This window comes from Frigoribacterium sp. NBH87 (assembly GCF_014217665.1).
Lineage (GTDB): Bacteria > Actinomycetota > Actinomycetes > Actinomycetales > Microbacteriaceae > Frigoribacterium > Frigoribacterium endophyticum.
In genome coordinates this window covers 785771-808406 of sequence record NZ_CP043650.1, presented here as the reverse complement: position 1 = coordinate 808406, position 22636 = coordinate 785771, and the positions used below count along the sequence as shown (strand labels likewise).

Annotated in this window: 22 protein-coding genes; 9 read left to right on the top strand and 13 right to left on the bottom strand. The window is 74.7% G+C overall.

The window, feature by feature from the left end; translation table 11 throughout:
• Positions 1 to 11: 11 nt before the first annotated feature.
• Both F1C15_RS03750 and F1C15_RS03745 read right to left on the bottom strand, forming a co-directional pair.
• Positions 12 to 1241: an NAD(P)/FAD-dependent oxidoreductase gene (locus F1C15_RS03750; RefSeq protein WP_255465477.1), complete on the bottom strand. Its 1230-nt coding sequence runs from the start codon at positions 1239 to 1241 to the stop codon at positions 12 to 14.
• Positions 1242 to 1348: 107 nt separating this feature from the next.
• Positions 1349 to 1888 carry a Dps family protein gene (locus F1C15_RS03745; protein WP_082514502.1) on the bottom strand — a complete coding sequence of 180 codons (540 nt, stop codon included), beginning with the start codon at positions 1886 to 1888 and terminating at the stop codon, positions 1349 to 1351.
• A 231-nt stretch (positions 1889 to 2119) separates the two neighbouring features.
• On the opposite strand from F1C15_RS03745, the gene F1C15_RS03740 reads away from it, so the two are divergent.
• Together F1C15_RS03740 and F1C15_RS03735 are read left to right on the top strand one after the other, a co-directional pair.
• On the top strand, positions 2120 to 2497 hold the full coding sequence (locus tag F1C15_RS03740) for a hypothetical protein (RefSeq protein ID WP_185233031.1): 378 nt from the start codon (positions 2120 to 2122) through the stop codon (positions 2495 to 2497).
• A gap of 49 nt (positions 2498 to 2546) precedes the next feature.
• The gene (locus tag F1C15_RS03735) at positions 2547 to 3284 is read left to right on the top strand and encodes a triacylglycerol lipase (RefSeq protein WP_185233029.1); all 738 of its coding nucleotides are present in this window, start codon (positions 2547 to 2549) and stop codon (positions 3282 to 3284) included.
• 40 nt (positions 3285 to 3324) lie between these two features.
• Here the strand turns inward: F1C15_RS03735 and F1C15_RS03730 are convergent, their stop codons facing one another.
• Both F1C15_RS03730 and F1C15_RS03725 read right to left on the bottom strand, forming a co-directional pair.
• On the bottom strand, positions 3325 to 4248 hold the full coding sequence (locus tag F1C15_RS03730) for an alpha/beta fold hydrolase (RefSeq protein ID WP_185233027.1): 924 nt from the start codon (positions 4246 to 4248) through the stop codon (positions 3325 to 3327).
• The gene (locus tag F1C15_RS03725; protein WP_056056313.1) at positions 4241 to 5302 is read right to left on the bottom strand and encodes an aromatic acid exporter family protein; all 1062 of its coding nucleotides are present in this window, start codon (positions 5300 to 5302) and stop codon (positions 4241 to 4243) included. The genes F1C15_RS03730 and F1C15_RS03725 overlap by 8 nt, the downstream gene beginning before the upstream one ends.
• A gap of 104 nt (positions 5303 to 5406) precedes the next feature.
• Between F1C15_RS03725 and F1C15_RS03720 the strand changes: the two genes are divergently transcribed.
• The 3 genes from F1C15_RS03720 (at position 5407) to F1C15_RS03710 (ending at position 9630) form a co-directional block, all read left to right on the top strand.
• Positions 5407 to 6615: a phosphotransferase family protein gene (locus F1C15_RS03720; RefSeq protein WP_056056311.1), complete on the top strand. Its 1209-nt coding sequence runs from the start codon at positions 5407 to 5409 to the stop codon at positions 6613 to 6615.
• 366 nt (positions 6616 to 6981) lie between these two features.
• Positions 6982 to 9114: a DEAD/DEAH box helicase gene (locus F1C15_RS03715; RefSeq protein WP_056056309.1), complete on the top strand. Its 2133-nt coding sequence runs from the start codon at positions 6982 to 6984 to the stop codon at positions 9112 to 9114.
• Positions 9115 to 9234: 120 nt separating this feature from the next.
• Complete coding sequence (locus F1C15_RS03710; RefSeq protein WP_056056306.1) at positions 9235 to 9630, top strand: VOC family protein; 396 nt, start codon at positions 9235 to 9237, stop codon at positions 9628 to 9630.
• Between the two features lie 99 nt (positions 9631 to 9729).
• Here the strand turns inward: F1C15_RS03710 and F1C15_RS03705 are convergent, their stop codons facing one another.
• Positions 9730 to 10002, bottom strand: a complete 273-nt coding sequence (locus tag F1C15_RS03705; RefSeq protein ID WP_056056304.1) for a mycoredoxin — start codon at positions 10000 to 10002, stop codon at positions 9730 to 9732.
• 121 nt (positions 10003 to 10123) lie between these two features.
• Here F1C15_RS03705 and F1C15_RS03700 point away from each other — a divergent pair, with 121 nt between their 5' ends.
• Positions 10124 to 11881, top strand: a complete 1758-nt coding sequence (locus tag F1C15_RS03700; protein WP_185233025.1) for a pyruvate dehydrogenase — start codon at positions 10124 to 10126, stop codon at positions 11879 to 11881.
• Positions 11882 to 12006: 125 nt separating this feature from the next.
• Here F1C15_RS03700 and F1C15_RS03695 read toward each other — a convergent pair whose 3' ends face one another.
• Positions 12007 to 13365: a hypothetical protein gene (locus tag F1C15_RS03695; protein ID WP_056056300.1), complete on the bottom strand. Its 1359-nt coding sequence runs from the start codon at positions 13363 to 13365 to the stop codon at positions 12007 to 12009.
• A 102-nt stretch (positions 13366 to 13467) separates the two neighbouring features.
• Here F1C15_RS03695 and F1C15_RS03690 point away from each other — a divergent pair, with 102 nt between their 5' ends.
• Positions 13468 to 14154: a CYTH domain-containing protein gene (locus F1C15_RS03690; protein WP_185233024.1), complete on the top strand. Its 687-nt coding sequence runs from the start codon at positions 13468 to 13470 to the stop codon at positions 14152 to 14154.
• A gap of 77 nt (positions 14155 to 14231) precedes the next feature.
• Here F1C15_RS03690 and F1C15_RS03685 read toward each other — a convergent pair whose 3' ends face one another.
• The 5 genes from F1C15_RS03685 to F1C15_RS03665 form a co-directional block, all read right to left on the bottom strand.
• Positions 14232 to 14843 carry a DUF1697 domain-containing protein gene (locus tag F1C15_RS03685; protein ID WP_185233022.1) on the bottom strand — a complete coding sequence of 204 codons (612 nt, stop codon included), beginning with the start codon at positions 14841 to 14843 and terminating at the stop codon, positions 14232 to 14234.
• 34 nt (positions 14844 to 14877) lie between these two features.
• Positions 14878 to 16986, bottom strand: a complete 2109-nt coding sequence (locus tag F1C15_RS03680) for a S9 family peptidase (protein WP_185233020.1) — start codon at positions 16984 to 16986, stop codon at positions 14878 to 14880.
• Positions 16987 to 17099: 113 nt separating this feature from the next.
• Positions 17100 to 17405 carry a hypothetical protein gene (locus tag F1C15_RS03675; RefSeq protein WP_185233018.1) on the bottom strand — a complete coding sequence of 102 codons (306 nt, stop codon included), beginning with the start codon at positions 17403 to 17405 and terminating at the stop codon, positions 17100 to 17102.
• Positions 17406 to 17415: 10 nt separating this feature from the next.
• A complete protein-coding gene (locus F1C15_RS03670; RefSeq protein WP_185233016.1) occupies positions 17416 to 17970 on the bottom strand; it encodes a hypothetical protein in 555 nt (184 codons plus the stop codon).
• Between the two features lie 35 nt (positions 17971 to 18005).
• Positions 18006 to 18356, bottom strand: a complete 351-nt coding sequence (locus F1C15_RS03665) for a hypothetical protein (RefSeq protein ID WP_185233014.1) — start codon at positions 18354 to 18356, stop codon at positions 18006 to 18008.
• A gap of 56 nt (positions 18357 to 18412) precedes the next feature.
• Here F1C15_RS03665 and F1C15_RS03660 point away from each other — a divergent pair, with 56 nt between their 5' ends.
• Together F1C15_RS03660 and F1C15_RS03655 are read left to right on the top strand one after the other, a co-directional pair.
• Positions 18413 to 18904 carry an 8-oxo-dGTP diphosphatase gene (locus F1C15_RS03660; protein ID WP_185233012.1) on the top strand — a complete coding sequence of 164 codons (492 nt, stop codon included), beginning with the start codon at positions 18413 to 18415 and terminating at the stop codon, positions 18902 to 18904.
• A 153-nt stretch (positions 18905 to 19057) separates the two neighbouring features.
• A complete protein-coding gene (locus F1C15_RS03655; RefSeq protein ID WP_056056285.1) occupies positions 19058 to 19393 on the top strand; it encodes a hypothetical protein in 336 nt (111 codons plus the stop codon).
• 9 nt (positions 19394 to 19402) lie between these two features.
• On the opposite strand, the gene F1C15_RS03650 is transcribed toward F1C15_RS03655, so the two are convergent.
• Positions 19403 to 20794, bottom strand: a complete 1392-nt coding sequence (locus tag F1C15_RS03650) for an ABC transporter permease (protein WP_185233010.1) — start codon at positions 20792 to 20794, stop codon at positions 19403 to 19405.
• Between the two features lie 16 nt (positions 20795 to 20810).
• Positions 20811 to 22523, bottom strand: coding sequence for a sodium:proton antiporter (locus F1C15_RS03645; protein ID WP_185233008.1), 1713 nt, complete (start codon positions 22521 to 22523; stop codon positions 20811 to 20813).
• Positions 22524 to 22636: the final 113 nt, after the last annotated feature.

The following is a 22636-nucleotide window of genomic DNA, read 5'->3' as shown; positions in this document are numbered from 1 at the left end:
GCCGCTCCGGCTCAGATCCGGCCCACGAGCCCGTCCCGGTCGACGGCCGTGCCCTCGGCGAGCACGGCCCGGGCGGCGTCGCGGGCGTCCTCGACGTTCCAGAGCAGCACGCCGACCACCGCGCCGTCCGTGAGGTAGTACACGACGGTCGACTCGTCGCCCTCGTCGTCGACGACGGTCTCGAGCGACGCGTCGAGCGTGCCGACGGCCTCGTACGAGATGTCGAGGACCTTCGAGTAGTAGTACGGCGTGTGGTCGTACTCCTCGGCCGAGCCCGCCATGACGCGGCCGACGAGAGCGCCCTGCTCCTTGGCGTTGTCGACGTGCTCGACGCGGCGGCGGCCCAGGATGCGGTCGGGGTAGGAGGCGACGTCACCGGCGGCGAAGACGTCCGGGTCGGAGGTGCGCAGCGAGGCGTCGACGACGACGCCGTCCTCGACCTCCAGGCCCGCGGCCTCGGCCAGCTCCGTCGACGGCGTGATGCCGAGGCCCACCGCGACGGCGTCAGCGTCGAGCGTCGAGCCGTCGTCGAGCCTGACCACGAGCCCGGCCTCGGAGGCCGTGCCGCCCTCGACGCGACGCCCCGTCACCAGGGTGACGCCCGCCTCCTCGAAGGCGGCCTGGAAGCGCGCGGCGACGGCGGCGGGGAACACCGAGCCGCCGAGCACGTCGTCCGGCGTGACGAGGGTCACGCGCGTGTCGTTCTGCACGAGCGCCGCGGCGAGCTCGGTGCCGATGTAGCCGCCGCCGACGACGACGACCCGGCGACCGTCGCCGGAGAGCGCCCGCAGGCGGCGGTAGTCGGCGGCCGTGCGGAAGTGGACCACGCGGTCGTCCTCGGGCAGGTCCAGACGCGTCGGCGAGCCGCCCGTGGCCAGGAGGAGGCGCCCCCACGACACCGTCCGCCCGTCGCTGGTCGTCACGGTGCGGTGCTCGCGGTCGACGGCGGTCACCGAGGTGCGGAGGCGGATCTCGGCCCCCGAGGCCTCGCGGGTGCCCAGGTCGTTGTCGGCCTCGGTGTAGTCGGGGTCGATCCAGAGCTTCTTCGACAACGCGGGGCGGGTGTAGGGCTCGTCGACGTCGTCGCTGACCACGAGGACGGTCGCCTCGGGGTCGGCCTCGTGGATCGCCGTCGCGGCGGCGTCGGCGGTCATGCCGCCGCCGACGACGACGTGGTCGAAGGCCTCGGTGACGGGAGCGGCTGCGGTGACGTCGCCGTCGGGGGTGGTGGTGTCGGTCAAGGTCGTCTCCTGGTCGTGGCGAGGGCACCGCACCGGAGGTCGCGTAGGGGATCTCCGGGGCGGTGCCCAGTCGGTGTGCGCCCGTGGTGCCACGGGCGGAGGCGGTGCTAGTTGGCGATGGCGCCGACGCGGTCGAGGCCCTCCTCGGCCGCCTCCTCGTCGCGCTGACGGGTGCCGGCGTCGGCGGCGTCGCGCTGCGGGTGGCGGTTCTCGGCGCCGGTCATCCAGGCCAGCTGCTCGAGGCGCTCGAGGATGCCGTGCAGCACGTCGGCCGTCGTCGGGTCCTCGTCGTCGATGTCGTCGTGCACGGTGCGGATGGTGTCGGTCGCGGCGTACATGCGGTCGACGATCAGGTCGACGACGGCGGTCGTCTCGACCGGCCCCTCGGGGAACTGCGGGAGGCTCGTGCCGCCGGAGACGACGTTCGAGCGGCCGTCCGGGATGAGGTAGACGGCGCGCATGCGCTCGGCGACCTCGTCGGAGAACTCGCGGGCCGCGTCGACGATCTCGTCGAGCTGCAGGTGGAGGTCGCGGAAGTTCGAGCCGAGGAGGTTCCAGTGGGCCTGCTTGCCCTGGATGTGCAGCTCGATGAGGTCGACGAGGACCTTCTGGAGGTTCTCGCGGAGAGTGTCGGATCCCTGGAACATGGTTCTCCCGTTCGTCGTGGGTCAGTGCGGAGTCGTCGCACCGGTGGGTGCGTGGTGCACGGTAGACCGTCGCCCTCGGCCCGGGTCCAGGCAGCGGGGGACAGACCGGACGTGCGCGGAGGCGCGTCTGGATACCGGTGGGTACCGTCCGGGTGGTATGTTCCGGGGAGCGACCGCGACGTCGCTCGGCCGCCCCGAGGGGCGGGCGATCTGCTCTGAGGGGGGCTCAGCATGATCAACGGCACACCGGGGTTCGACTCCGACGAGATCGCTCGCCTGCGGCGCGAGATCGACAGCGCCTGGGGCGCGTTCGACGCGATCGACGAGATGACGTGGGAGCACCGCGTGCTCGTCGTCCGGTACGTCGTCGGCGCCCTGCCCGACGCGGCCAACGCGGCGGCGCGGGCCGGGTGGGGCGAGGCCGCGCTGTCGCTCCTGCACGACGCGCTCGCCTTCCCCCCGCCGTGGGCGGGCATCTGCACGAAGTGGGAGCACGCGCTCCGCGTCTCGATCGAGGCGGTGGAGTGCGTGGCCTGGCCCGAGGGCTGGCCGCTGGTCGGCGCCTCCGGGGCGGCGGGCGACCAGGGCCTGTCCTCCCGCGTGGCCTAGGGGGCGGCACTCCGGGCGGGGGCGACTCCCTGCGCCTACCGTCGACCCCATGAGCTCCACTCCCACCCGCGGCGAGGGGCACCGTCGGCTCGGCCTCCGGCGCTTCGTCCGCACGCTGCTCTTCGACTACCCCTACGTCGTCCGCGTGCACCTCGTGCCCCGGTCCGCCCGCCGCGTCCCGGCCGACTGGCGCCGCGGCGACCGCGCCCCCGTGCTGCTCCTGCCGGGCGTCTACGAGACCTGGCGGTTCCTCCGCCCGATCGCCGAGCGCCTCCACGAGCTCGGGCACCCGATCGTCGTCGTGCCGGGCATGGGCCACAACCGGCGGCCCATCGCCGCCACCGCGACCGTCGCCCAGCGCATCGTCGACGCGCACGACCTGCGCGACGTGGTCGTGCTCGCGCACAGCAAGGGCGGCCTGATCGGCAAGACGATGATGGTCTCCACCGACCGCGACGGCCGCCTCGCCCGGATGGTGACCGTGAACAGCCCCTTCTCGGGCACGCGCTGGTCGCTGTACCTGCCGAACCGGACGCTCAAGGCCTTCTCGCCCCGCGACGCCGACCTGCTGCGCCTGGCCGACCAGCTCGAGGCCAACTCGCGCATCACCTCGATGGCGTCCGGCTTCGACGCGCACGTGACCGAGGGCAGCGTCCTGCCCGGGGCGACGAACGTGACGTTCCCCGTCGACGGCCACTTCCGTCCGCTCGGGAACCCCGAGTGCATCGACATGGTGGTCGCCGCGGTCGAGCACTGGCCCGACGCCGCGGCGCACGACGCGGGCTGACCGAGGCACCGGGGCGGGCGCCGTCCGGTCCGCCCCGCGGTCAGGCGAGCGCGTCGACCGTCGCGGTGGGCCACTCGACGTGTGCGAAGTGCCCGCACTCGGGCAGCAGCGTCGTGCGGCACTGCGGCAGCACCGCCCGCAGGCGCACGAGGTCGTCGAGCTCCGCGAAGGCGTCGTCGGCGCCCGCCACGGCCGAGGCCGGCCCGCGGTAGGCCGACCAGGCACCCGTGTCGTACCCCGGGGCGGACCGCGTGGCGACGACGAAGGCGACCGGTCGCACCTCCGCGACGAACGCCTCCCGCACCGACCGCGGCACCCGCCGGGCGTGCCGGAACACCGGCGACGCCAGCGCCGTGAGCAGCCCGACGCGGGCCGCGGCCCGGAGGAGCACCGAGGAGGCGCGGGGCAGCACCGTGAACACGCCCCGCAGCAGCACCAGGGCCGGCAGCCGCCGCACCCCGCTCCACGGGCGTGCGGCGGCCTCGAGCGCCGAGAAGGTCGTCGGCGAGACGAGCCCCAGCCGCGTGACCCTCCCCGGGCTCGTCGCCGCGACGTGCAGGGCGACGAGGGCGCCGAGGGAGTGCCCGACGAGCTCGAACCGCTCGGCCCCGACGGCGTCGGCCACCGCGAGGACGACCCGGGCGGCGGCGTCGACGTCGAGGGCGGGCGTCGGCGCGGGCGACCCTCCCCAGCCCGGCAGGTCGACGAGCACGGGGGTCGCGACGGGGCGGCCGGCCTCGGCGGCGGCGCGGAGGTACGGGGTCCAGGTCGTCCACGAGCCCGCCGCGCCGTGCAGCAGGATCGTCACGGGGTCGGCCGGGTCGGCGGGGTCTGCTCGCCGGTGGTGCACGAGCACCGCGCCGTCGGGGGTGGGGACGACCAGTCGGGCGAGCCCGAGCGCCGCGGGGTCGTCGTCGAGACCGAAGGGCGCGTACGCCGAGGGCGCGCGGCCGGGGTCAGGCACCGATGATCTCCTCGCGCACCCGGCGGATGTCCTCGAGCAGGGAGCCCACGAGCACCCAGTGCACGGGGTCGGGGCGGAGCACCTGCACCGGGGCGGTGAGGGCGGGCGCGTCGTCGGGGCCCCCGGGTGCGGCGGGGGCCGTGCCCGCCGCCGGCGTCGCCCGGACGCCCTCGACGTCGCGGGCGAGCAGGCGCACGTCGTGGGCGGCGCGTCGCAGCTCGACCGAGATCTCCTCGACCACCGGGTCGTCGGCCAGCTCGGGCTCGTAGTTGTCGCGCACCGACCGCGTCATGCCGACGACGCGGTTGACGAGCACGGTGAGCCGCACGAGCAGCGCGGCGTCGGCCTGCAGCACCGTGCGCTGTCGGCTGGCCCGCGGGTTGAGCATCAGGCTCTCCTCGCCGGCGGTGACGGCCGCGGCGGCCCGCGCCTGCAGGTCGCGCAGGTCGCGGGCCCGGGTGAGCACGGCCGAGACGCCGTCGGGCGCCGTCGGCGCCTCGAGCACGCCCGCGAGGTCGTCGAGCACGCCGGCCAGGCCGCGCGCCAGGCGGCCCACGGCCAGGTGCGCCGGCGCGAGCAGCACCGGCGGCACGACCAGCGCGTTGACGGCGAGCGCGACGACGGCCCCGATGATCGTCTCGACGATGCGGTCGAGCGCGTAGTCGGGGGTCTGCGCCCCGATGGCGAGCACGAGCATCGCCGAGATGGGCACCTGGTTCGCCGAGCTCGGGGTCAGGCGGAGCGCCCAGGAGACGAGCAGGCTGACCACGACGATGCCGAGCACCACGCCGCTGCCGTCGCCGAGCAGCTGGCCCGCGCCGTAGGCGATCACGACGCCCGCGATCACGCCCACGCTGCGCTCCAGCCCGCGCACGAACGACTGGTTGACGCTGGGCAGCACGACGAGCAGGGCCGCGATGGCCGCGAAGATCGGCAGGGGCTGCTGCACCAGCGCGATCGACGCGAACCAGGCCACGACGACGGCGACGCTGGTCTTCACCACCTGCAGCAGGGGAGTGCGCTTCGTCTGGCGCACCCGCGAGACGATCCTCATGCGGCCAGCGTAGCCAGGCCTCGGCAGATCACGATCAGGTCACCGTGGCGACGTGACGGGCCCGCCTGGCGCCCGCCGCGCCTCCGACGCGCTTTGATGGACGCGTGTGGCCGAACTCCGCTGAGGTGCTCCCCGCGGCCTTCGAGGGCTCCGGGGTCACCGTCGTGGCCTTCCGCCCCCACTCGGTCGAGCCGTCGGGCCACGGGTTCCTCTACGGCTACGAGGTCGACACCGTCGACGCGGCGGGCGTCACCGCGACCGTCCTGACCTTCATCGACACCGACGTCACGGGCGCCGACGCGTCGAGCGTGCTGACCACCGACCCCGGCACGGGCCAGCCCCTCGCCGTGTGGGCCTACCCGGCCGACCCGCTGCTGCCGGCGCTCGCCGGGGTGACCTACCCCGACCGCGTCGAGGAGTCGCTCGCCGCCCTCGGCATCGAGGTCACCGCGCCGACGCTCGCCGTCGCGGCGTACCGGCCCGGCAAGCGCGCCGTCATCCGCCTCGACAGCGCCGAGACGACGCTCTTCCTCAAGGTGATCCGCCCCGACCGGGTCGCGCCGATCGTCGCGCTGCACGCCGCCTTCCGGGCTCAGGGGCTGCCGGTGCCCCGGGTGCTCGCCTCCCGGGCCGACGGCCTCCTGGTGCTCGAGCGCGTGCCGGGCGTGCCGGCCGGGCAGAAGGTCCTCGAGCTGGCCGACGACCCGCGGTTCGTCGCGCAGGTGGTCGAGCTCGGCGTCCGCACCGCCCGGGTCGACGTGACGTCGAGCGCGCAGTCCGACGCCCTCGACCACGGCGCGTGGCACCGCGCGACGCTCCGCAGCGCCCTCCCCGAGCGCGCCGCCGAGATCGACGGCCTCTACGACGAGATCGACCGGCGCCGCGCCTCCTGGGCCGGCGACCCGCGGCGCGTGATCCACGGCGACCTGCACCTCGAGCAGCTCTTCGTGCACCCGGCCGAGCCGTGGCGCGTCACGGGCCTGCTCGACATCGACACCGCCGGGCAGGGGCACCCGGCGCGCGACGCGGGCGCGCTCGTCGCCCACCTCGTCGTCACCGGCCAGTGGCACCGCGGCAACGGCGACGAGGCCGAGGCCCGTGCGTGCGAGCGGCTCGCCGACGAGGTGAGCCGCACCTGGGTCGGGAAGGCGCCCGCGATCGCCGACCGCCTCGCGCCCGCCGTGGCGTCACAGCTGCTCGCGCACGCGGGCGGGCAGGCGACGCTCGGCACCGACAGCGGCCGCCGCAAGGCGGTGCAGCTGCTGGGCGCCGCCTCCGGCACGCTCTGGCCGCGCCCCGTCGCCGCCGTCTGAGCGGCGGACACGCCCCGGCGCAGGTGGCGCCCGGCCCCGTCGACCGCGTAAAGTGGCGCGCAGCACCGTCCGTGTCGGCTCCGACACGGTGCCCCGACCGATCGACAGGCGCAGATCTGAGCGTCGTGCCGGCCCTCGAGGCCCGCCTCGCGCGACGGTGCCCCGGGCGAGGGCCTGGCCTCCGGGCCGTCCGCTCCCGCACGTCCCAGTCGTACGCCCGTGCCGCACCAGATCGACCGCGATCAGCCCCGATCGCCGCGGTGCGCGGTCCCGGCCCCCGCACACCGCGGGTCGGCCGGTGCAGCACCCGTCGTCGCATCGACGACACAGCACCGTCGACGTGACCGTCGACCACGAGGAGGAGCCTTGGCTCGACCAGGCCAGAACCGATCCGGCGGCACCCGCACCGCCCAGCGTCCGCACCGTCGCCGCGAGGTCGACAACGACGGGCTCATCCCCGTGCTCGCCCGCGCCGTGCGCGAGGTCGAGGCCGCGGCCCAGCGGGGGCAGGTCAAGCCCTCCAGCCGCACGAAGTTCCAGGTCATCGCCCTGCTGATGCGCGAGGAGCGCGCCCGGGTGAAGGTCGACAAGGCCATCACCGACGGCGAGCGCGCCGAGCAGATGAAGCGCCTCGACGGCGTCGCGCAGATCCTCGCCAAGACGGCCGCGCGCGACACGTCGCTGATCGCCCTCCTCGGCGAGGACGCCGTCGTCTCCGAGAGCGCCAGGGCGCTGAAGCGCGACATGCAGCTCTCCGCGGGCATGGAGCTCGCCCCGGAGGAGCAGGTCGTCGTGCGTGAGGCCGCACCCGTCGCCCCCGTCTCCGAGCGCCAGGTCGTGCCGCAGTCGGTCGTCTCGCGCCAGCTGGCGAACCCGTTCCTGCCGCCCGACTTCTCGCTCGCCGAGGTCTCGCGCGAGGTGCACCCCGTGCGCCTCGCCAACTGGGAGCTCTTCGGGCCCCTGTTCAAGGCGTTCGAGTACGGCGCCGGCGGTGGCTCGGCGTGCATGCCGCTGCCCGAGCCCAGCACGGTCGACGCCCCCGCCGGCGCGACGCTCATGCACCACCAGGCGCAGCTCGTCGAGTCCGCCCGCCAGGGCCACCGCACCTACCTGCTCGCCGACGAGCCGGGCCTCGGCAAGACCGCCCAGTCGCTCCTCGCCGCGCAGGCCGCCGGGGCCTACCCGCTGCTCGTCGTCGTGCCGAACGTGGTCAAGACCAACTGGGCCCGCGAGGTCCAGCTCTGGACCCCGACCCGCACCGCCACCGTCATCCACGGCGACGGCGACACCCTCGACGCGTTCGCCGACGTCGTGATCGTCAACTACGAGGTGCTCGACCGGCACGTCGGCTGGCTCGGCGACCTCGGCTTCAAAGGCATGATCGTCGACGAGGCCCACTTCATCAAGAACAAGGAGTCGCAGCGGTCACGGCACGTGCTGCAGCTCTCCGAGCGCATCCGCGCCCGCACCGCGCACCCCCTCCTGATGGCCCTGACCGGCACGCCGCTGATCAACGACATCGAGGACTTCCGGGCGATCTGGCAGTTCCTCGGCTGGATCGGCGACAAGAAGCCGGCCGCCGAGCTCATGGAGCAGCTGGAGGAGGCGGGGCTCACCCCCGCAGACCCGGGCTTCTTCCCGTCCGCCCGCGAGATCGTCATCGACCTCGGCATCGTCCGTCGCCGCAAGGTCGACGTGGCCGCCGACATCCCCGCCCGTCGCGTCGCCGACCTCCCGGTCGAGCTCGACGACGAGGCCGGCCGGTCGATCCGCGAGGCCGAGCGCGAGCTGGCCCGCCGTCTCGTCAGCCGGTACCGCTCCGCCCTCGCGGCCCGCACCTCCGGAGCCAGGGTCGAGGGCATCGACCACGACCTCGTGCGCCAGGTGGCGAAGTGGGAGCTGGAGGACGCCAGCAGCTCGAGCAGCGGCGAGAACGTCTTCAGCATGGTGCGCCGCATCGGGCAGGCGAAGGCCGGCCTCGCGGCCGACTACACCGCTCAGCTGGCCCGCAACGTCGGCAAGGTCGTCTTCTTCGCGAAGCACATCGACGTGATGGACACCGCCGAGCAGACGTTCGCGAAGCGGGGCATCAAGTACGCCTCGATCCGCGGCGACCAGACGCCGGCCGTGCGCCAGCGTCAGATCGACGCGTTCGTCGACGACCCCGAGGTCGAGATCGTCGTGTGCTCGCTCACCGCGGCGGGCGTCGGCCTCAACCTGCAGGTCGCCTCCAACGTCGTGCTCGCCGAGCTGTCGTGGACGGACGCCGAGCAGACCCAGGCGATCGACCGCGTGCACCGCATCGGCCAGGAGGAGCCCGTCACCGCGTGGCGCGTCATCGCGGCCCAGACGATCGACACGAAGATCGCCGAGCTCATCGACAGCAAGGCCGGCCTCGCCGCCCGTGCCCTCGACGGCGACGACAGCGAGGTCGTGGACTCGGCCGACATCCAGCACAGCGCGCTCGTCGCGCTGCTCACCGAGGCGCTCGGCGGCTAGCCGCGCAGCGCGCCGGGCCGTCCGCCCGGCGCGCCGCGGGCCGCTGCGGGCCCCGTGCCCGTGCGGCTCCCAGCGGCGGCGCGTTCGGTGGGGTGACCACCCCGAATGAAGGAGCACCCCGTGCCGGAAGTCCAGGGCTACGCCCACGTCGCCATCACCGTGTCCGACCTCGACCGCAGCCTCGCGTTCTACGAGTCGCTGCTCGGCGCCCCGCCGGTCGGCCGCATCGAGCTCGACGGCCTCGACCGCCGGTTGTTCTCCGTCGGCGGCGGGCAGATCCTCGGGGTCACCGCCTACACCGAGGGCAAGGCCGTCCCGTTCGACCCGACCGTGCCGGGGCTCGACCACATCGGCCTCGCCGTCGCCGACCGCGACGGCGTCGTCGCCTGGCAGGAGCACGCCCGCTCGGTCGGCATCGACTCCCACCTCGAGGACCCGGAGTTCGGCACCACGCTGATGGTGAAGGACCCGGACGGCAACCAGATCGAGTTCTTCGCGGCCGCACCGCAGGGCTGACGCGACCCGCACGCGACGACGCCCCGCGCCTCCCTCGGGAGGCACGGGGCGTCGTGTCGTCTCGGCGCCCGCCCTCGGGGGCGCGACGCGGTCGGCCCGCTAGAGGCCGAGCTTGGCCTGCACGTCGGCGAGCGAGGGGTTCGTGGCGGTGGAGCCGTCGGGGAAGATGACGGTCGGCACCGTCTGGTTGCCGCCGTTGACGCTCTCGACGATCTCGGCGGTGCCCGGCACCTCCTCGATGTTGACCTCGGTGAAGCCGATGCCCTGCTTGCCGAGCTGCTGCTTGAGGCGCGCGCAGTAGCCGCACCACGAGGTGCTGAACATGGTGATGGTGCCCGCGTCGGGCACGTAGGAGGTGGCGGTGTCGGTCATCGTCCAAGGCTAAGCCCAGGAGCCGGGGAGGCGCGGGGGAGTTGGCTGGGAGCAGGTCGCGACGAGCGCCCCCGCGGGCCCGCCGTCGATCGCCCCACGACCTCGACGAAGGAGACACCCCATGGCAGACACGGTCGCCGACCAGATCATCGCGCAGCTCGTCCAGGCGGGGGTCCGCCGCATCTACGGCATCGTGGGCGACAGCCTCAACCCGATCGTCGACGCGGTGCGCCGCACGGGCGGCTCGGAGGCGGGCGGCATCGACTGGATCCACGTCCGCAACGAGGAGGCCGCGGCGTTCATGGCGTCGGGCGACGCCCAGATGAGCGGCGAGCTCGCCGTCTGCGCGGGCTCGTGCGGCCCCGGCAACCTGCACCTCATCAACGGCCTCTACGACGCGCACCGCAGCCGCGCGAAGGTGCTCGCGATCGCCAGCCACATCCCGAGCGCCATGATCGGCTCGGACTACTTCCAGGAGACGCACCCCGACCGGCTGTTCGTCGAGTGCTCGGGCTACAGCGAGATGATCTCGACCTCGGTGCAGTCGCCGTCGGTGGTCGCCGCGGCGATCCGCCACACGCTCGCCGGGCACGGCGTCAGCGTGGTGACGCTGCCGGGCGACGTCGCCGAGCTCGACGCCGAGGGCGCGACGCCCCCGCACCTCACGACCCGGGCGCCCGAGCTGGTGCCCGCGCAGGAGGACGTCCAGGCCCTCGCCGACGCGATCAACGAGGCCGGCACCGTGGCGTTCTTCGTGGGGGAGGGCGGCCGCGGCGCGCACGACGAGATCATCGAGCTCGCCGGGCGGGTGGGGGCGCCGATCGGGCACAGCCTGCGCGGCAAGGACGTCATCCAGCACGACAACCCCTACGACGTCGGCATGACCGGCCTGCTCGGCTACGGCGCAGCGCACGCGGGCATCCACGACGCCGACCTGCTGGTGCTGCTCGGCACGGACTTCCCGTACCCCCAGTTCCTCCCCGACGGCGACCAGGTGCGCATCGCCCAGGTCGACGTCGAGGCCGCCGTGATCGGGCGGCGCGCGACGGTCCACGTGCCCGTGCACGGGGCCGTGCTCCCGACCCTGCGGGCGCTCGCCCCGCTGGTGCGAGACAAGAAGAGCCGCAGGTTCCTCGACAAGACGCTCAAGAAGCACGACAAGCTGATGAACGGCGTCGTCGGGGCGTACACGAAGAAGGCCGACGCCCTCGTGCCGATCCACCCCGAGTACGCGGCCTCCATCCTCGACGAGGTCGCGGCCGACGACGCGATCTTCACCGCCGACACGGGCATGTCGAACGTCTGGGCGGCGCGCTACGTCACCCCGACGGCCGGCCGCCGCATCTTCGGCTCGTACCTGCACGGCTCGATGGCGAACGCCCTGCCGCACGCGCTCGGCGCGCAGTTCGCCCACCCGGGCCGCCAGGTCGTGTCGATGTCGGGCGACGGCGGGCTCTCGATGCTCATGGGCGAGCTGATCACGGCGAAGATGTACGAGCTGCCGGTGAAGATCGTCGTGTTCAACAACTCGACGCTCGGTCTCGTGAAGCTCGAGATGCTCGTCGACGGCTACCCCGACTTCGGCGTCGACGTGCCCTACGTCGACTACGCGGCCGTGGCCCGGTCGATCGGCATCCACGCCGTGCACGTCGACCAGCCGGGCGACCTCCGCGACGGCTTCGAGGCCGTCTTCGAGCACGACGGCCCGGCGCTGATCGACATCGCCACCGACCCGCAGGCGCTCTCGCTGCCGCCGGCGATCACGGGCTCCCAGGTGAAGGGCTTCTCGCTGGCGATGTCGAAGATCGTCATGAACGGAGGCGCGGGCGAGGTCGTGAAGATGGCCCGCTCGAACCTGCGCAACGTCCCGCGCCCCTGACCCGCGCCTCCGGCGGTGCGCGCCGAGTGGTCACGAGCTGCTCCTCCCGGTGACGGGAGCGGCAGATGGTGACCACTCGGGCGGCCGTGCGCGGCCTGAGGCTGCCCAGAGCGGCCTGAGGCGGCCTAGTTGCCGGCGGCGGGGGCGGAGCGCGCCACGAGGCGCTCGACCGCGGCGATCGGGATCCCGATCCAGTCGGGGCGGTTGCGGCTCTCGTAGATCGCCTCGTAGACGGCCTTGTCGATCTCGAACGCGTCGAGCAGGGCCCGCTGGGCCCGCACGTCGACGCCCGACGACGCCACGTAGCCGTCGACGAACGCAGCGCGGGCGTCGTGCGCCCAGGTGCCGACGTCGACCGGCGGCGTCTGCTGCGCGAGCGACCCCGCGACGTAGTCGAACGACCGCAGCATGCCGGCGACGTCGCGCAAGGCCAGGTCGGGGCGCGAGCGCTCGGGCATCGGCCGCAGGGGCTCGCCCTCGAAGTCGAGCAGCGTCCAGCCCCGCGTCGGCGACTGGAGCGCCTGGCCGAGGTGCAGGTCGCCGTGGATCCGCTGGAGGCGCGGCCAGGTGAGCGCACCGGCCGCGTCGTAGACCCGCAGGATGGCGTCGGCGTGGGGGGCGATCTCGGGAACCTCGCGGGCGGCCGTCGTGATGCGGCGCCGCATGCTGACGAGGGCCCCGTCGACGGCGTCCTGGTCGGCCTCGACGGTGCCGAGCTGACGCGCGAGCGTGGCGTGCACCTCGGCGACGGCGACGCCGAGGTCGTGGGCCTCGGTCGTGAAGCCCCGGCCGGCGGACGCCGCGTCGAGGGCGACGCGCCAGGCGTCCTCCGAGCCGGCCAGGAACTCCTGCGAGAAGGCGAGGTGGCCGCTCGCGACGCCGCCGTCGCGGCCCGGGTCGGGCCACGTGGCGTGCAGCGAGCCGAAGGTCGTGGGCACGCGGGTGCTGCCGCCCTCGGTGAGCGCCGCCTGCGTCGTCACGTCGGGGTTGTCGCCGTGGTGCAGCACGCGGAACACCTTGGCGATGGCGTGCTCGACGGGGCCGCCCGTGACGTCGTAGATGATCGACGTGTTCGACTGCTCGCCCGAGAGCACGCGCGAGCGGGTCACGGTGCCGGCGGCGACGTGCAGCGTGCCGTCGACCGCGACGTCGGACCCGTCGACGTGGCTCGTCGACGACAGCAGCTCGAAGAGGTGCCGCGCGTACGCCGGGTCGTGGGGGGCGTCGTAGAGGTAGAGGTCGTCGGCCGAGCCGATGAAGGCCGCGTCGCCGCCGGGCAGGGGGCTGCGGCGGGCCACGACGGGCACCTGGTAGAGCACGGGCACGTCGGGGGCCTCGTCGATGACGAGGAGCGTGATCGCGAGCACGCCGTCGAGGTCGGCCTCGAACGACCCGATCACCCGGATCGCAGGCGTGCGCCCCTTCGTCGCGTACCAGCGCTGTCGCGCCATCCAACCAGCCAGACTCGGGGCGACATCGCTCATGGCCCCGACAGTACGCCGACCGGCGGGGTGACGGCCCGGTCGGCGTCGACGCGGGCCCGGTCCGCGTCGACGCGGGCCCGGCCGATCGACTACAACGGGGTGATGACCGGCACGGAGCAGATCGAGATCGAGCGCAAGTACGACGTCGACGACGAGGCCGCGGTGCCCGACCTCGTCGGCGTCGGCGTCGGGGCCGGAGCCGGGGCCGGGGGAGGCGCGGGTCGCGCCCTCGAGGTCGCGCGCGTCGAGCTCGACCCGGCCGCCTCGCTCTCGGCGACCTACCACGACACGCCCGACCACCGCCTCCTCGGGGCCCGGGTGACGCTCCGACGTCGCACCGGCGGGCACGACGCGGGCTGGCACCTCAAGCTGCCGCCCGAGGTCGCGGGCGGCGGGCGCCGCGAGGTGCACCACCCGCTGGGCGCCGACGACGAGCCGGTGCCCGCCGCGCTGCTCGACCGGGTCGCGGCGCTGGTCGCGACCGGGGGCGACGGCGACGGGGCGTCCGCGCTGCGGCCCGTCCTCCTGCTCGAGACGCGGCGGACGGTCCACCACCTGCTCGACGGCGAGGGGCGCGAGCTCGTCGAGGTCGCCGACGACGGGGTGCGCGCGACGCGCGTGGCCGACGGGCGGGTCCGCACCTGGCGCGAGTGGGAGGCCGAGCTCGGCCCCGGCGTCGACGGCCCCGAGGGCGACGCCCTGCTCGACGCGCTCGCGCCGCGGCTGCGCGCCGCCGGGGCCCGGCCCTCGGTGCACCGCTCCAAGCTCGCCCTCGGGCTCGGCGACTGACCCGGCGCCGGCCCGGTGCCGGCCCCGACGCCGGGTCAGCGTGAGCCCCCTCGTCGGCGGGCTCGCGGCAGGTTCGCTCAGCCCCTCGACGCGGCCCGGGCGTCGAGCAGGGCGACGATCTTCTGCACCGTCGCGTCGTTCCGGGCCGTGACCGTCGTGGGCAGCCCCCGCCACCACGCGGCGGGCACCGGCGACCCCGTCACCCCGGCGGGCAGCCACTGGTAGACGGCGTCCGGAGCGACGACCATCTCCTCGTCGCCGAGGTCGACGGCGGGAGGCGCGGTGCCGGCGAGCGCACCGGGCACCTCCGCGACCGCCACCGACACCCGCGCCGGCGGGCGCTCGTCGCGCCGGAGCGGGTTCGCCGCGGCGAGGGCGCGGAAGGCGTCGCCCGTGAGCACGAGCACGGCCGCGTCGACCCCGGTGGCCGCCGCGACGGCGGCCCTCAGCTCGGCGGCGAGGTCGCCGGCCCGGTCGGTCGGCACGCCGGCGACGAGGTTCCCGCTGGCGAGCACGGTGGCCGGCGCGACGAGGCCGAGGCCCGCCGCGACGGCCCGCAGGTCGGCCATGCCGACGCGCTTCGCCGTGCCGACGTTGATGCCCCGCCAGAGGGCGACGTGGTCGACGGCGCCCGCCGACGCGGCGGGTGCGTCAGCCTGCTGCCCGGCCGTCACCCGGCCCTCGCCCACGACCGCGCCCCCGCGCCTCCCTCTCCTCCGCGCCTCAGGCCCGCCCGAGCACGTCGAGCAGCCAGGCGAGCTCGAAGGCCCGCTCGCGCCACGACTCGTACCGGCCGCTGACGCCGCCGTGGCCGGCCGACATCTCGGTCTTGAGCAGCACCGGCGCGCCGACGTCGCGCAGCCGGGCCGTCCACTTGGCGGGCTCGACGTAGAGCACGCGGGTGTCGTTGAGCGACGTCACCGCGAGGATGCGCGGGTAGCGCACGCCCTCCCGCACGTTCTCGTAGGGCGAGTAGCCGCGCATGTACTCGTAGATCTCGGCGTCGTGCAGGGGGTCGCCCCACTCGTCCCACTCGATGACGGTCAGCGGCAGGTCGGGGTCGAGGATGCTCGTCAGGGCGTCGACGAACGGCACGGCCGCGACGATGCCGGCGAACAGCTCGGGCGCGATGTTGGCGACCGCGCCCATGAGCAGGCCGCCGGCGCTGCCGCCCTCGGCGACGAGCTGCTCGGGCGTGGTGCGCCCCTCTGCGACGAGGTGGCGGGCGACGTCGACGAAGTCGGTGAACGTGTTCGTCTTCGTCAGGGTCTTGCCCCGCTCGTACCAGGCGCGGCCCATCTCGCCGCCGCCCCGCACGTGGGCGACCGCGAAGACGACGCCCCGGTCGAGCAGCGAGAGGCGCGCCACGCTGAAGCCGGGGTCGATGCTGTGCTCGTACGAGCCGTAGCCGTAGAGGTGCAGCGGCGCGGGCTCGCCGGGCGCGACGGCGTCGCGCCGCCAGACGAGCGAGATCGGCACGCGCGTGCCGTCGGCCGCCGTCGCCCACTCGCGGGCCTGCTCGTAGTCGGCGGGGTCGTACCCGCCGAGCACGACCTGGCGCTTCAGCAGCCGGCGCTCGCCCGTGCGCACGTCGAGGTCCCAGACCGTCGACGGCGTGACGAACGAGGCGTAGCCGAAGCGCACGGTGGGCTGCGCGAACTCGGGGTTGCCGCCCGCGCCCGCCGCGAAGAGGGGCTCGTCGAACTCGACCTCGACGAGGTCGCCGTAGCCGTCGGGGCCGAGCGGCAGCACGGAGAGCCGGGGCAGCGCCTCGCGGCGGTGCTCGACGACGAGGTGGCCGGCGAAGGCGTCGACGGACTCGAGCCGCACGTCGTCGCGGTGGGCGACGACGACGCGGCGGTCGGTGGCCGAGGTCGGGTCGTCGGCGGGCACGTCGACGAGCTCGAAGTTCTCGGCGCCGTCGTTGTGCACGACGAGCAGGCGGTCGCTGCCGGCGACGACGGCGTGCTCGACGTCGTACTCGACGCCCTCGCGCCGCGGCCACACCACGCGGAACTCCCCGGTCGGGTCGGCCGAGTCGAGCAGCCAGGTCTCGCTGGTGATCTTCGAGCCCACGTCGACGACGAGGTACTGGCGGCTCCGCGTGAGGCCCACGCCGATCCAGTACCGGTCGTCGGGCTCGGTGAAGACGGTGACGTCGTCGCCCCCGCCGCCGACCTCGTGGCGCCAGATGGTGTCGGGGCGCCACGACTCGTCGACCGTCGGGTAGAAGACGAAGCGTCCGGTCGCGTCGAAGACGGCGCCGGGGGCGGTGTCGGCGACCCGGTCGGGCAGGTCGACGCCCGTCGTCAGGTCGCGGACGCGCAGCTCGTAACGCTCGTCGCCGGTGGTGTCGATCGCCCAGGCGAGCAGGCCGCCGTCGGCCGAGACGTCGAAGCTGCCGAGCGAGAAGAAGTCGTGGCCGTCGGCCTCGACGTTGCCGTCGAGCAGCACCTGCTCGCCCGCCGGGGCGGAGTCGGGGCTGATCGTCGGCGGGGTCCAGTCGTCGGCGTCGGCGACGGGAACCCGGCAGTGGATGCCGTACTGGGCCCCCTCGGCGGTGCGCGAGTAGTACCACCACTCGCCCTCCCGCACGGGGACGCCGAGGTCGGTCTCCTGCACGCGGCCCTTGATCTCCTCGAAGATCGTCTCGCGCAGGGCGGCGAGGTGCGCCGTCTCGGCCTCGGTGTGGGCGTTCTCGGCCTCGAGGTGGGCGATGACCTCCGGGTCCTCCTTGGCGCGCAGCCACTCGTAGTCGTCGACGAACTCGTGACCGTGGTGGCGGCGGGTGACGGGCTTCCGGGGGGCGCGGGGCGCGGGGGACGAGGCCATCTGCCCAGCCTAGCCAGCGCTCCCGTCCTGGCCGGCGCCCCCGTCGCCGCCACCCGGGCGGGCACGGGCCACCGAGCCCCGAGGAGGCTCGAGGGCCCCCGGGGAGGCGCGGGTCAGATCTGCGTGTCGCTCGCGGTGATCCCGCCCAGGCGGGGGCGCTCCGGGTACTCGTCGGAGGCCACGTGGACGTCGGCGGGGTCGGGCGCGGCCGCCTCGCGGGCCGCGTTGTCGAGGGCGTCCTGCGTGCCTGCCTTCTCCGGCGCGGCGGCCGAGGAGGCGGTGGAGAGCGTGGCCGTGCCGTCGACGTCCTCTCCGGCGGCGAGGCGGGCGGCGTCGAACTGGGCCTGCTCGTCGGCCGCCTCGACGGGGTCGGTCGCGGTGGCGTCGGCGGGGGCGGGGGTCTCGGGTGCGTCGCTCATGCGGCCGACGCTACCCGCGCCTCCCCGCCTCGGTGTCGGCCGGCCCGTCGGCCACCGCGGTCGGCGCCCGGAGCCCCGCGACGGTCGGGCCGAGCCGCGCCTCGCCCGGCTCGAGGTCGGCGATCGCGCGGCGCTGCGAGCGCAGCCGCCGCACGCCGGCGTTGAGCCGGGCGTGCAGCTGCATGAGGTGCAGACGGTAGAGGTCGGGCGCGTCTTCGCTGTCGTCGAGGAAGGTGTTGCAGGCGAGGGTCATCTCGTTGAGCACCGGCAGCGCCGACGACCGCGGGCGGGTCTGCCGCCGGGCCGAGCGGACGACGCCGCGCAGGCCGCCGATCGAGCGCCGCGCGGTCGCCCAGTCGGGGTCGGCGGTCTCGGCGTCGGGGCTGCGCGTCGGCACGACGCGGTGCAGCACGCGGCGGAAGTGGATCTCGGTGACGAGCTCGTTCAGCGCGGAGGCCTCGGCCCGCCGCGACTCGAGCCAGCGCACGAGCAGGTTGGCGCCGAAGGCGGCGCCGGCGCCCACGAAGGCGCCCAGCGTGACGGTGACGACGTCGGTCCAGAGCATGCGGCCAGGCTACGGCCGCCCACCGACAGGGGGAGTCAGCGCGAGGCGGCGTCGATGCGGCCCATCAGCGACCACACCGCGCGGGAGAGCTCCGGGTGCCAGAGGGCCACGCCGCGGAGGAACTGCAGCTCGTCGTCCGCGCCCCCGCCGCCCCCGTAGGGCACGCCGTCGACCCCGCGGGCGTCGGCCCGCAGCGAGATGACCACCTGCTCGTCGACGGTGGGGAGGCCCGGGATGACGTCCCACGGGTCCTCGCCGCCCCGGCAGCGGAGCTCGATCAGGGCCGCCAGCTCGTCGTGGGCCTCGGCGCGCAGCACCTCGAGGCTGCGACCCGCCCCGCGGAACTCGGGCACGCCGCCGCGGAGGGCGTCGGGCGTCTCGGGCATGCCGTCGAGCCTACGCCGGGCAGGCAGACGACCCGGTCGACCGCTAGCCTGCCGACATGGCCTACGACGTGTGCGTCACCTACCTCCTGCGCGAGGTCGACGGGCGCCGGCAGGTGCTGCTCGGCCGCAAGAAGACCGGGCTCGGCGTCGGCTACCACGTCGGCCTCGGCGGCAAGCTCGAGGGCTCCGAGACGCCCGTCGAGGCGGCCGTCCGCGAGATCGCCGAGGAGGCGCGGGTCGAGGTGCACCCGGCCGACCTCGAGGCGCGCGGCGAGCTGCTCTACCTCTTCCCTCACCGGCCCGCCTGGAGCCAGCGGTCGTCCGTCTTCGTCGCGCGCCGCTGGCGGGGCGAGCCGGTCGAGACCGACGAGCTCGACCCCGCGTGGCACGACGTCGACGCCCTGCCGCTCGACGCCATGTGGGACGACGCCCGGCGCTGGCTGCCCGGCGTGCTCGCCGGGGGACACGTCGCGGCGACGTACACCTTCGGGGCCGACCTCGCGACGGTCGTCTCGGAGGCCGCCGCAGGCTCGTCCGACCCCCGCTGACCCGTCGGCCACAAGGGGGACACGGGCCTGTCCCTCCCCCTCTCGGGTGTCACCGGGAGAGGGGGCAGACGGCCCCCGCGGCCCTCCGTAGTGTCGAGGGGAGACGTCACACCGGGTGACAGAACGCCCCCACGACCCCTGCGGAGGACCCCTGTGAGCAGCTACGACGGCCTGGCCCTCGACGCCCCCCGGATCCGCCGCCGGGCCACCGCCTCCTCGCGTCTCCTCTCGGCCGTCCGCACCGCCGCCGTCGTGGTCGCCTGGACCGCCGCCGCCGGCCTGTTCGTCGTCGGAGCCGTCGTCGGGGGGCCGGGCATGCTCGTCTCGACGCTCGGCCTCCTCGCCCTGCTGGTCGGGTTCGGGGTCACCGCCCTCGCCTCGGCGAGCGCCGACCGCACCGCCGCCCGCACGCTCGCCGAGCAGCTCGACGGCGCCTCGTGGCAGGGCGTCCACCTCGACGGCGCCCACCGCGGCGGCGTCGACCTCTAGCGGGCCCGCTCAGCCCCGGCGGGCGTCCCGCTCGTCGACCACGCGCACGGGGCGGGTCGGCAGCTCCTCGGCCTCGAGGCCGCCCGCGGCGCCGAACATCATGTCGCCGCCCTCGTCGAGCTGCGCCCGCTCGTCGTCGGGCACGGTGCGGATCGTGCCCGTGTCGGTCGCGACGAGCCCGTGGCGGGCGAGCACCTCGTCCCGCTCCGCGGTGAGGAACTCGCGGTTCGCGGTCTGGGCGTCCGCGAACATGGTCGTCCGCCCCTCGACGATCCGCCGCACGCGCCGGGCCTCCCACCACCGCTTGCCCACGAGCATGAGAACCACGCCGGCCACCGCGTACGAGGCCATCATCGTGAGGCCGCGCGAGTACCCCGGCCCCACGTCGTAGAGCACGCGCTTGAGCATCTCGGTGATCCCGCTGCCCACGACGACGGCGTTCAGGGCAGCGAACGGCTGGGGCATGAACCACGCGGGGTACGCGCCGCCCGACGCGGGCATCGACAGGAAGACGAAGACGATCATCGCGGGCAGCGCGACGAAGCGGCCGACGAAGTAGCTGATGCCGTTGACCGCGAGCCCGATGGCGACGATCCAGGCCCAGCCGAGCAGGGCGAGCTCGGCGAAGTGGCCCTGCACGGCGCCCACCACGGGCCCCGCGAGCAGGTTCGTCACGAGGGAGATGACCGCGGCCCCGACGAGGATCACGGTGACGCGGGTCCGGTGCCGCAGGGGCGCGCCCATGAGCCCGATGAACATGGCGACCATGTAGCCGCCGATGCACCAGGCGAGCATCAGGTAGAGCGAGACCGTGCCGTACTCGTCGTAGGCCGGCAGCGGGGCGAGGTCGACGACGGTCGGGGCGTCGCCCCCGGCGGTGAGCACCGGCGTGAGCATCGCGGGGATCAGGGCGGAGACCTGGTACTGGTGGGCGCTCGCCTTGTAGAGCTGCGCGTCGCCGGGGTCGACCGCGACCGCCACCTGGCCCCGGAGCACCGCCTCCTGCGCCGTGTCGAGGTCGTCGTACGAGCGCACGTCGAAGACGCCGGGCTGTGCGTCGTCGAGGTCGGCCTGCAGGGTCGACGCGGCCGACGACGAGCCCACCACGGCGATCGGCACGTCGTGCGGGTGCGGGGCGTGGAAGGCCGCGATGTAGCAGAGGCAGAAGCCGACGATGAAGAAGAGCGGCAGCCAGAGCTGCAGGCCGATCAGCTGGAGGGACGGGTGGAGGGTGGAGTACCAGCGGCGGAACGCGCCGACCGGCGGCTTGGGCGTCCCTGCGGGCCCTGCGGCCCCGGCGGTGTCGCCCGCCCCCGTGGCCGTGGCCCCGTCGTCTGCCCGGCCTCGCGTCACGTGTCCTCGTCCTCCTCCGGCGCCGCCGACCCCGCGGCCGACGATCACGCCGCCACGCTACGCCTCACGAGCGCGTGCTCGACACCGCGTTCGTGTCCATCGCGAGCTCCTCGGCGTCGAGGCCGAGCAGCACCTGCCGCATGACCTCCTCGTCGAGCTTCCCGGCGTCGCGCTCGCGCAGCACGACCTCGCGGCGCTTCGCGAGCAGCTCGCGCCGGATCTGGCCGATCGCCCGGGGCACCGCACGCCGTCGGTCGCGCTCGGCGCTCGACGGCTCGCGGTCCTCGGCGTCCTCGAGGGCTCCGCGCCGCAGCGCCTCCGACTGGCGCACGAGCCGCACGGTCGTCGCCTGCACCGCGCGCTCGGTGAGCTCGGGCCCGTAGAGCTCCTCCCACGCGGGGCGGCGGCTCTGGACGTACGCGAGGGTCTCGTCGGTGCTCGTCGTGAGGAGCGCCAGCTGCGCCGCGAGGTCGCGGTCACGCTGCGTGGTGTCCTGCACCCCGAGCCAGCGGATCACGGCCGGCAGCGTCAGCCCCTGCAGCAGCAGCGTCCCCACCGTCCCGACGAACGCGATGAGGAACATCGTGTCGCGGGCGGGCACGGGCACGCCGCTGTCGGTCACGGCCGGGATCGACACGACCGCCGCGAGCGTCACCACGCCGCGCATGCCCGTCCACGAGATCACGGTGAGCTGCCGCCGGTCGAGGCGAGGCTGGGGTCGGTACCGCAGGCGGCGCAGGGCCGGCACCCGTCGCAGGCCGCGCAGCAGGCGGCCGAGCAGCAGGTACCGCAGCACGCGGGCCGCGTAGTAGCTCGCGAAGACGAACGCCGGCCGCACGAGCACCACGACGGCGAGCACGACGAACGCCACCCCGACGCTCTGCGCGAGCCCGCGGTCGCTCTCGGCGACGTCGAGCACGACGGTCTTCAGCTGCAGCCCGATCAGCGCGAAGACGAAGCCCTCGAGCAGCACGTCGGCGGCGGCCCAGAACGGCCGCTCCTGCAGCCGCGTCGCGTAGCCCGTGCGGGGCGAGTTGAAGCCGACGTAGAGGCCGGCGGCGACGACCGCGAGCACGCCCGACCCGCTGAGCTCCTCGGCGAGGATGTACGCGACGAACGGCAGCAGCAGCCCGATGACGTTCTCGATGACCGGGTCGTCGATCCGCATCCGCACCCGGTGGGCCACGACGCCGAGCACGAGGCCGACCGCGACCCCCACGCCGATCGCGAGGCCGAAGATGCCGAGGTCCTGCCAGAGGGTGAGGGAGGCGCCCCCCACGATCGCGAGGAACACCTTCACCAGCGTCAGCGAGGCCGCGTCGTTGATCAGGCTCTCGCCCGAGAGCACGGTCATCACCTTGCGCGGCAGGCCGAGCTTGCGGCCGATCGCCGCCGCCGACACCGCGTCGGGCGGGGCGACCACGGCGCCGACGAGAATCGCAGCCGGCAGGGTCATGTCGGGGATGAGCAGGTACGCGACGCCGCCGACGACGAACGCCGTGACGACGACGGCGCCGATGCCCAGCCGCTGGATCTGCACGCGGCTCTCGCGGAAGTTGAGCAGCGACACGTCGAGCGACGCCGAGTAGAGCAGGGGAGGCAGCACGACGGTGAGGATCACCTCGGAGTCGATCTCGATGTCGGGCACCCCGGGCACGAACGAGACCAGCAGCGCGACGCCGACCGTGAGCAGGGGCGCGGGCAGGCCCCGCCAGCGCGCGAACGCCGTGACGAGGAGCGAGCCGCTCAGGATGATCAGCAGTTCGGCGAGCTCCATGCGGCGCGGGTCCTCCGGGGTCGTGGTGCGGTGCGGTGCGGTGCGGTGCGGTGGTGCGTGCGGCGGCGCCAGCCGGTCGGCTCGACGCGGCTCGACGCGGCTCGGTGCAGGGT

What these genes read in the sequence shown, in the direction of transcription:
- F1C15_RS03745 (WP_082514502.1), bottom strand. Translation starts at nt 1,888, where the DNA reads ATGTTCCAGGGATCCGACACTCTCCGCGAGAACCTCCAGAAGGTCCTC.
- F1C15_RS03740 (WP_185233031.1), top strand. Translation starts at nt 2,120, where the DNA reads ATGATCAACGGCACACCGGGGTTCGACTCCGACGAGATCGCTCGCCTG.
- F1C15_RS03735 (WP_185233029.1), top strand. Translation starts at nt 2,547, where the DNA reads ATGAGCTCCACTCCCACCCGCGGCGAGGGGCACCGTCGGCTCGGCCTC.
- F1C15_RS03725 (WP_056056313.1), bottom strand. Translation starts at nt 5,302, where the DNA reads ATGAGGATCGTCTCGCGGGTGCGCCAGACGAAGCGCACTCCCCTGCTG.
- F1C15_RS03705 (WP_056056304.1), bottom strand. Translation starts at nt 10,002, where the DNA reads ATGACCGACACCGCCACCTCCTACGTGCCCGACGCGGGCACCATCACC.
- F1C15_RS03700 (WP_185233025.1), top strand. Translation starts at nt 10,124, where the DNA reads ATGGCAGACACGGTCGCCGACCAGATCATCGCGCAGCTCGTCCAGGCG.
- F1C15_RS03695 (WP_056056300.1), bottom strand. Translation starts at nt 13,365, where the DNA reads ATGAGCGATGTCGCCCCGAGTCTGGCTGGTTGGATGGCGCGACAGCGC.
- F1C15_RS03690 (WP_185233024.1), top strand. Translation starts at nt 13,468, where the DNA reads ATGACCGGCACGGAGCAGATCGAGATCGAGCGCAAGTACGACGTCGAC.
- F1C15_RS03680 (WP_185233020.1), bottom strand. Translation starts at nt 16,986, where the DNA reads ATGGCCTCGTCCCCCGCGCCCCGCGCCCCCCGGAAGCCCGTCACCCGC.
- F1C15_RS03675 (WP_185233018.1), bottom strand. Translation starts at nt 17,405, where the DNA reads ATGAGCGACGCACCCGAGACCCCCGCCCCCGCCGACGCCACCGCGACC.
- F1C15_RS03670 (WP_185233016.1), bottom strand. Translation starts at nt 17,970, where the DNA reads ATGCTCTGGACCGACGTCGTCACCGTCACGCTGGGCGCCTTCGTGGGC.
- F1C15_RS03665 (WP_185233014.1), bottom strand. Translation starts at nt 18,356, where the DNA reads ATGCCCGAGACGCCCGACGCCCTCCGCGGCGGCGTGCCCGAGTTCCGC.
- F1C15_RS03660 (WP_185233012.1), top strand. Translation starts at nt 18,413, where the DNA reads ATGGCCTACGACGTGTGCGTCACCTACCTCCTGCGCGAGGTCGACGGG.
- F1C15_RS03645 (WP_185233008.1), bottom strand. Translation starts at nt 22,523, where the DNA reads ATGGAGCTCGCCGAACTGCTGATCATCCTGAGCGGCTCGCTCCTCGTC.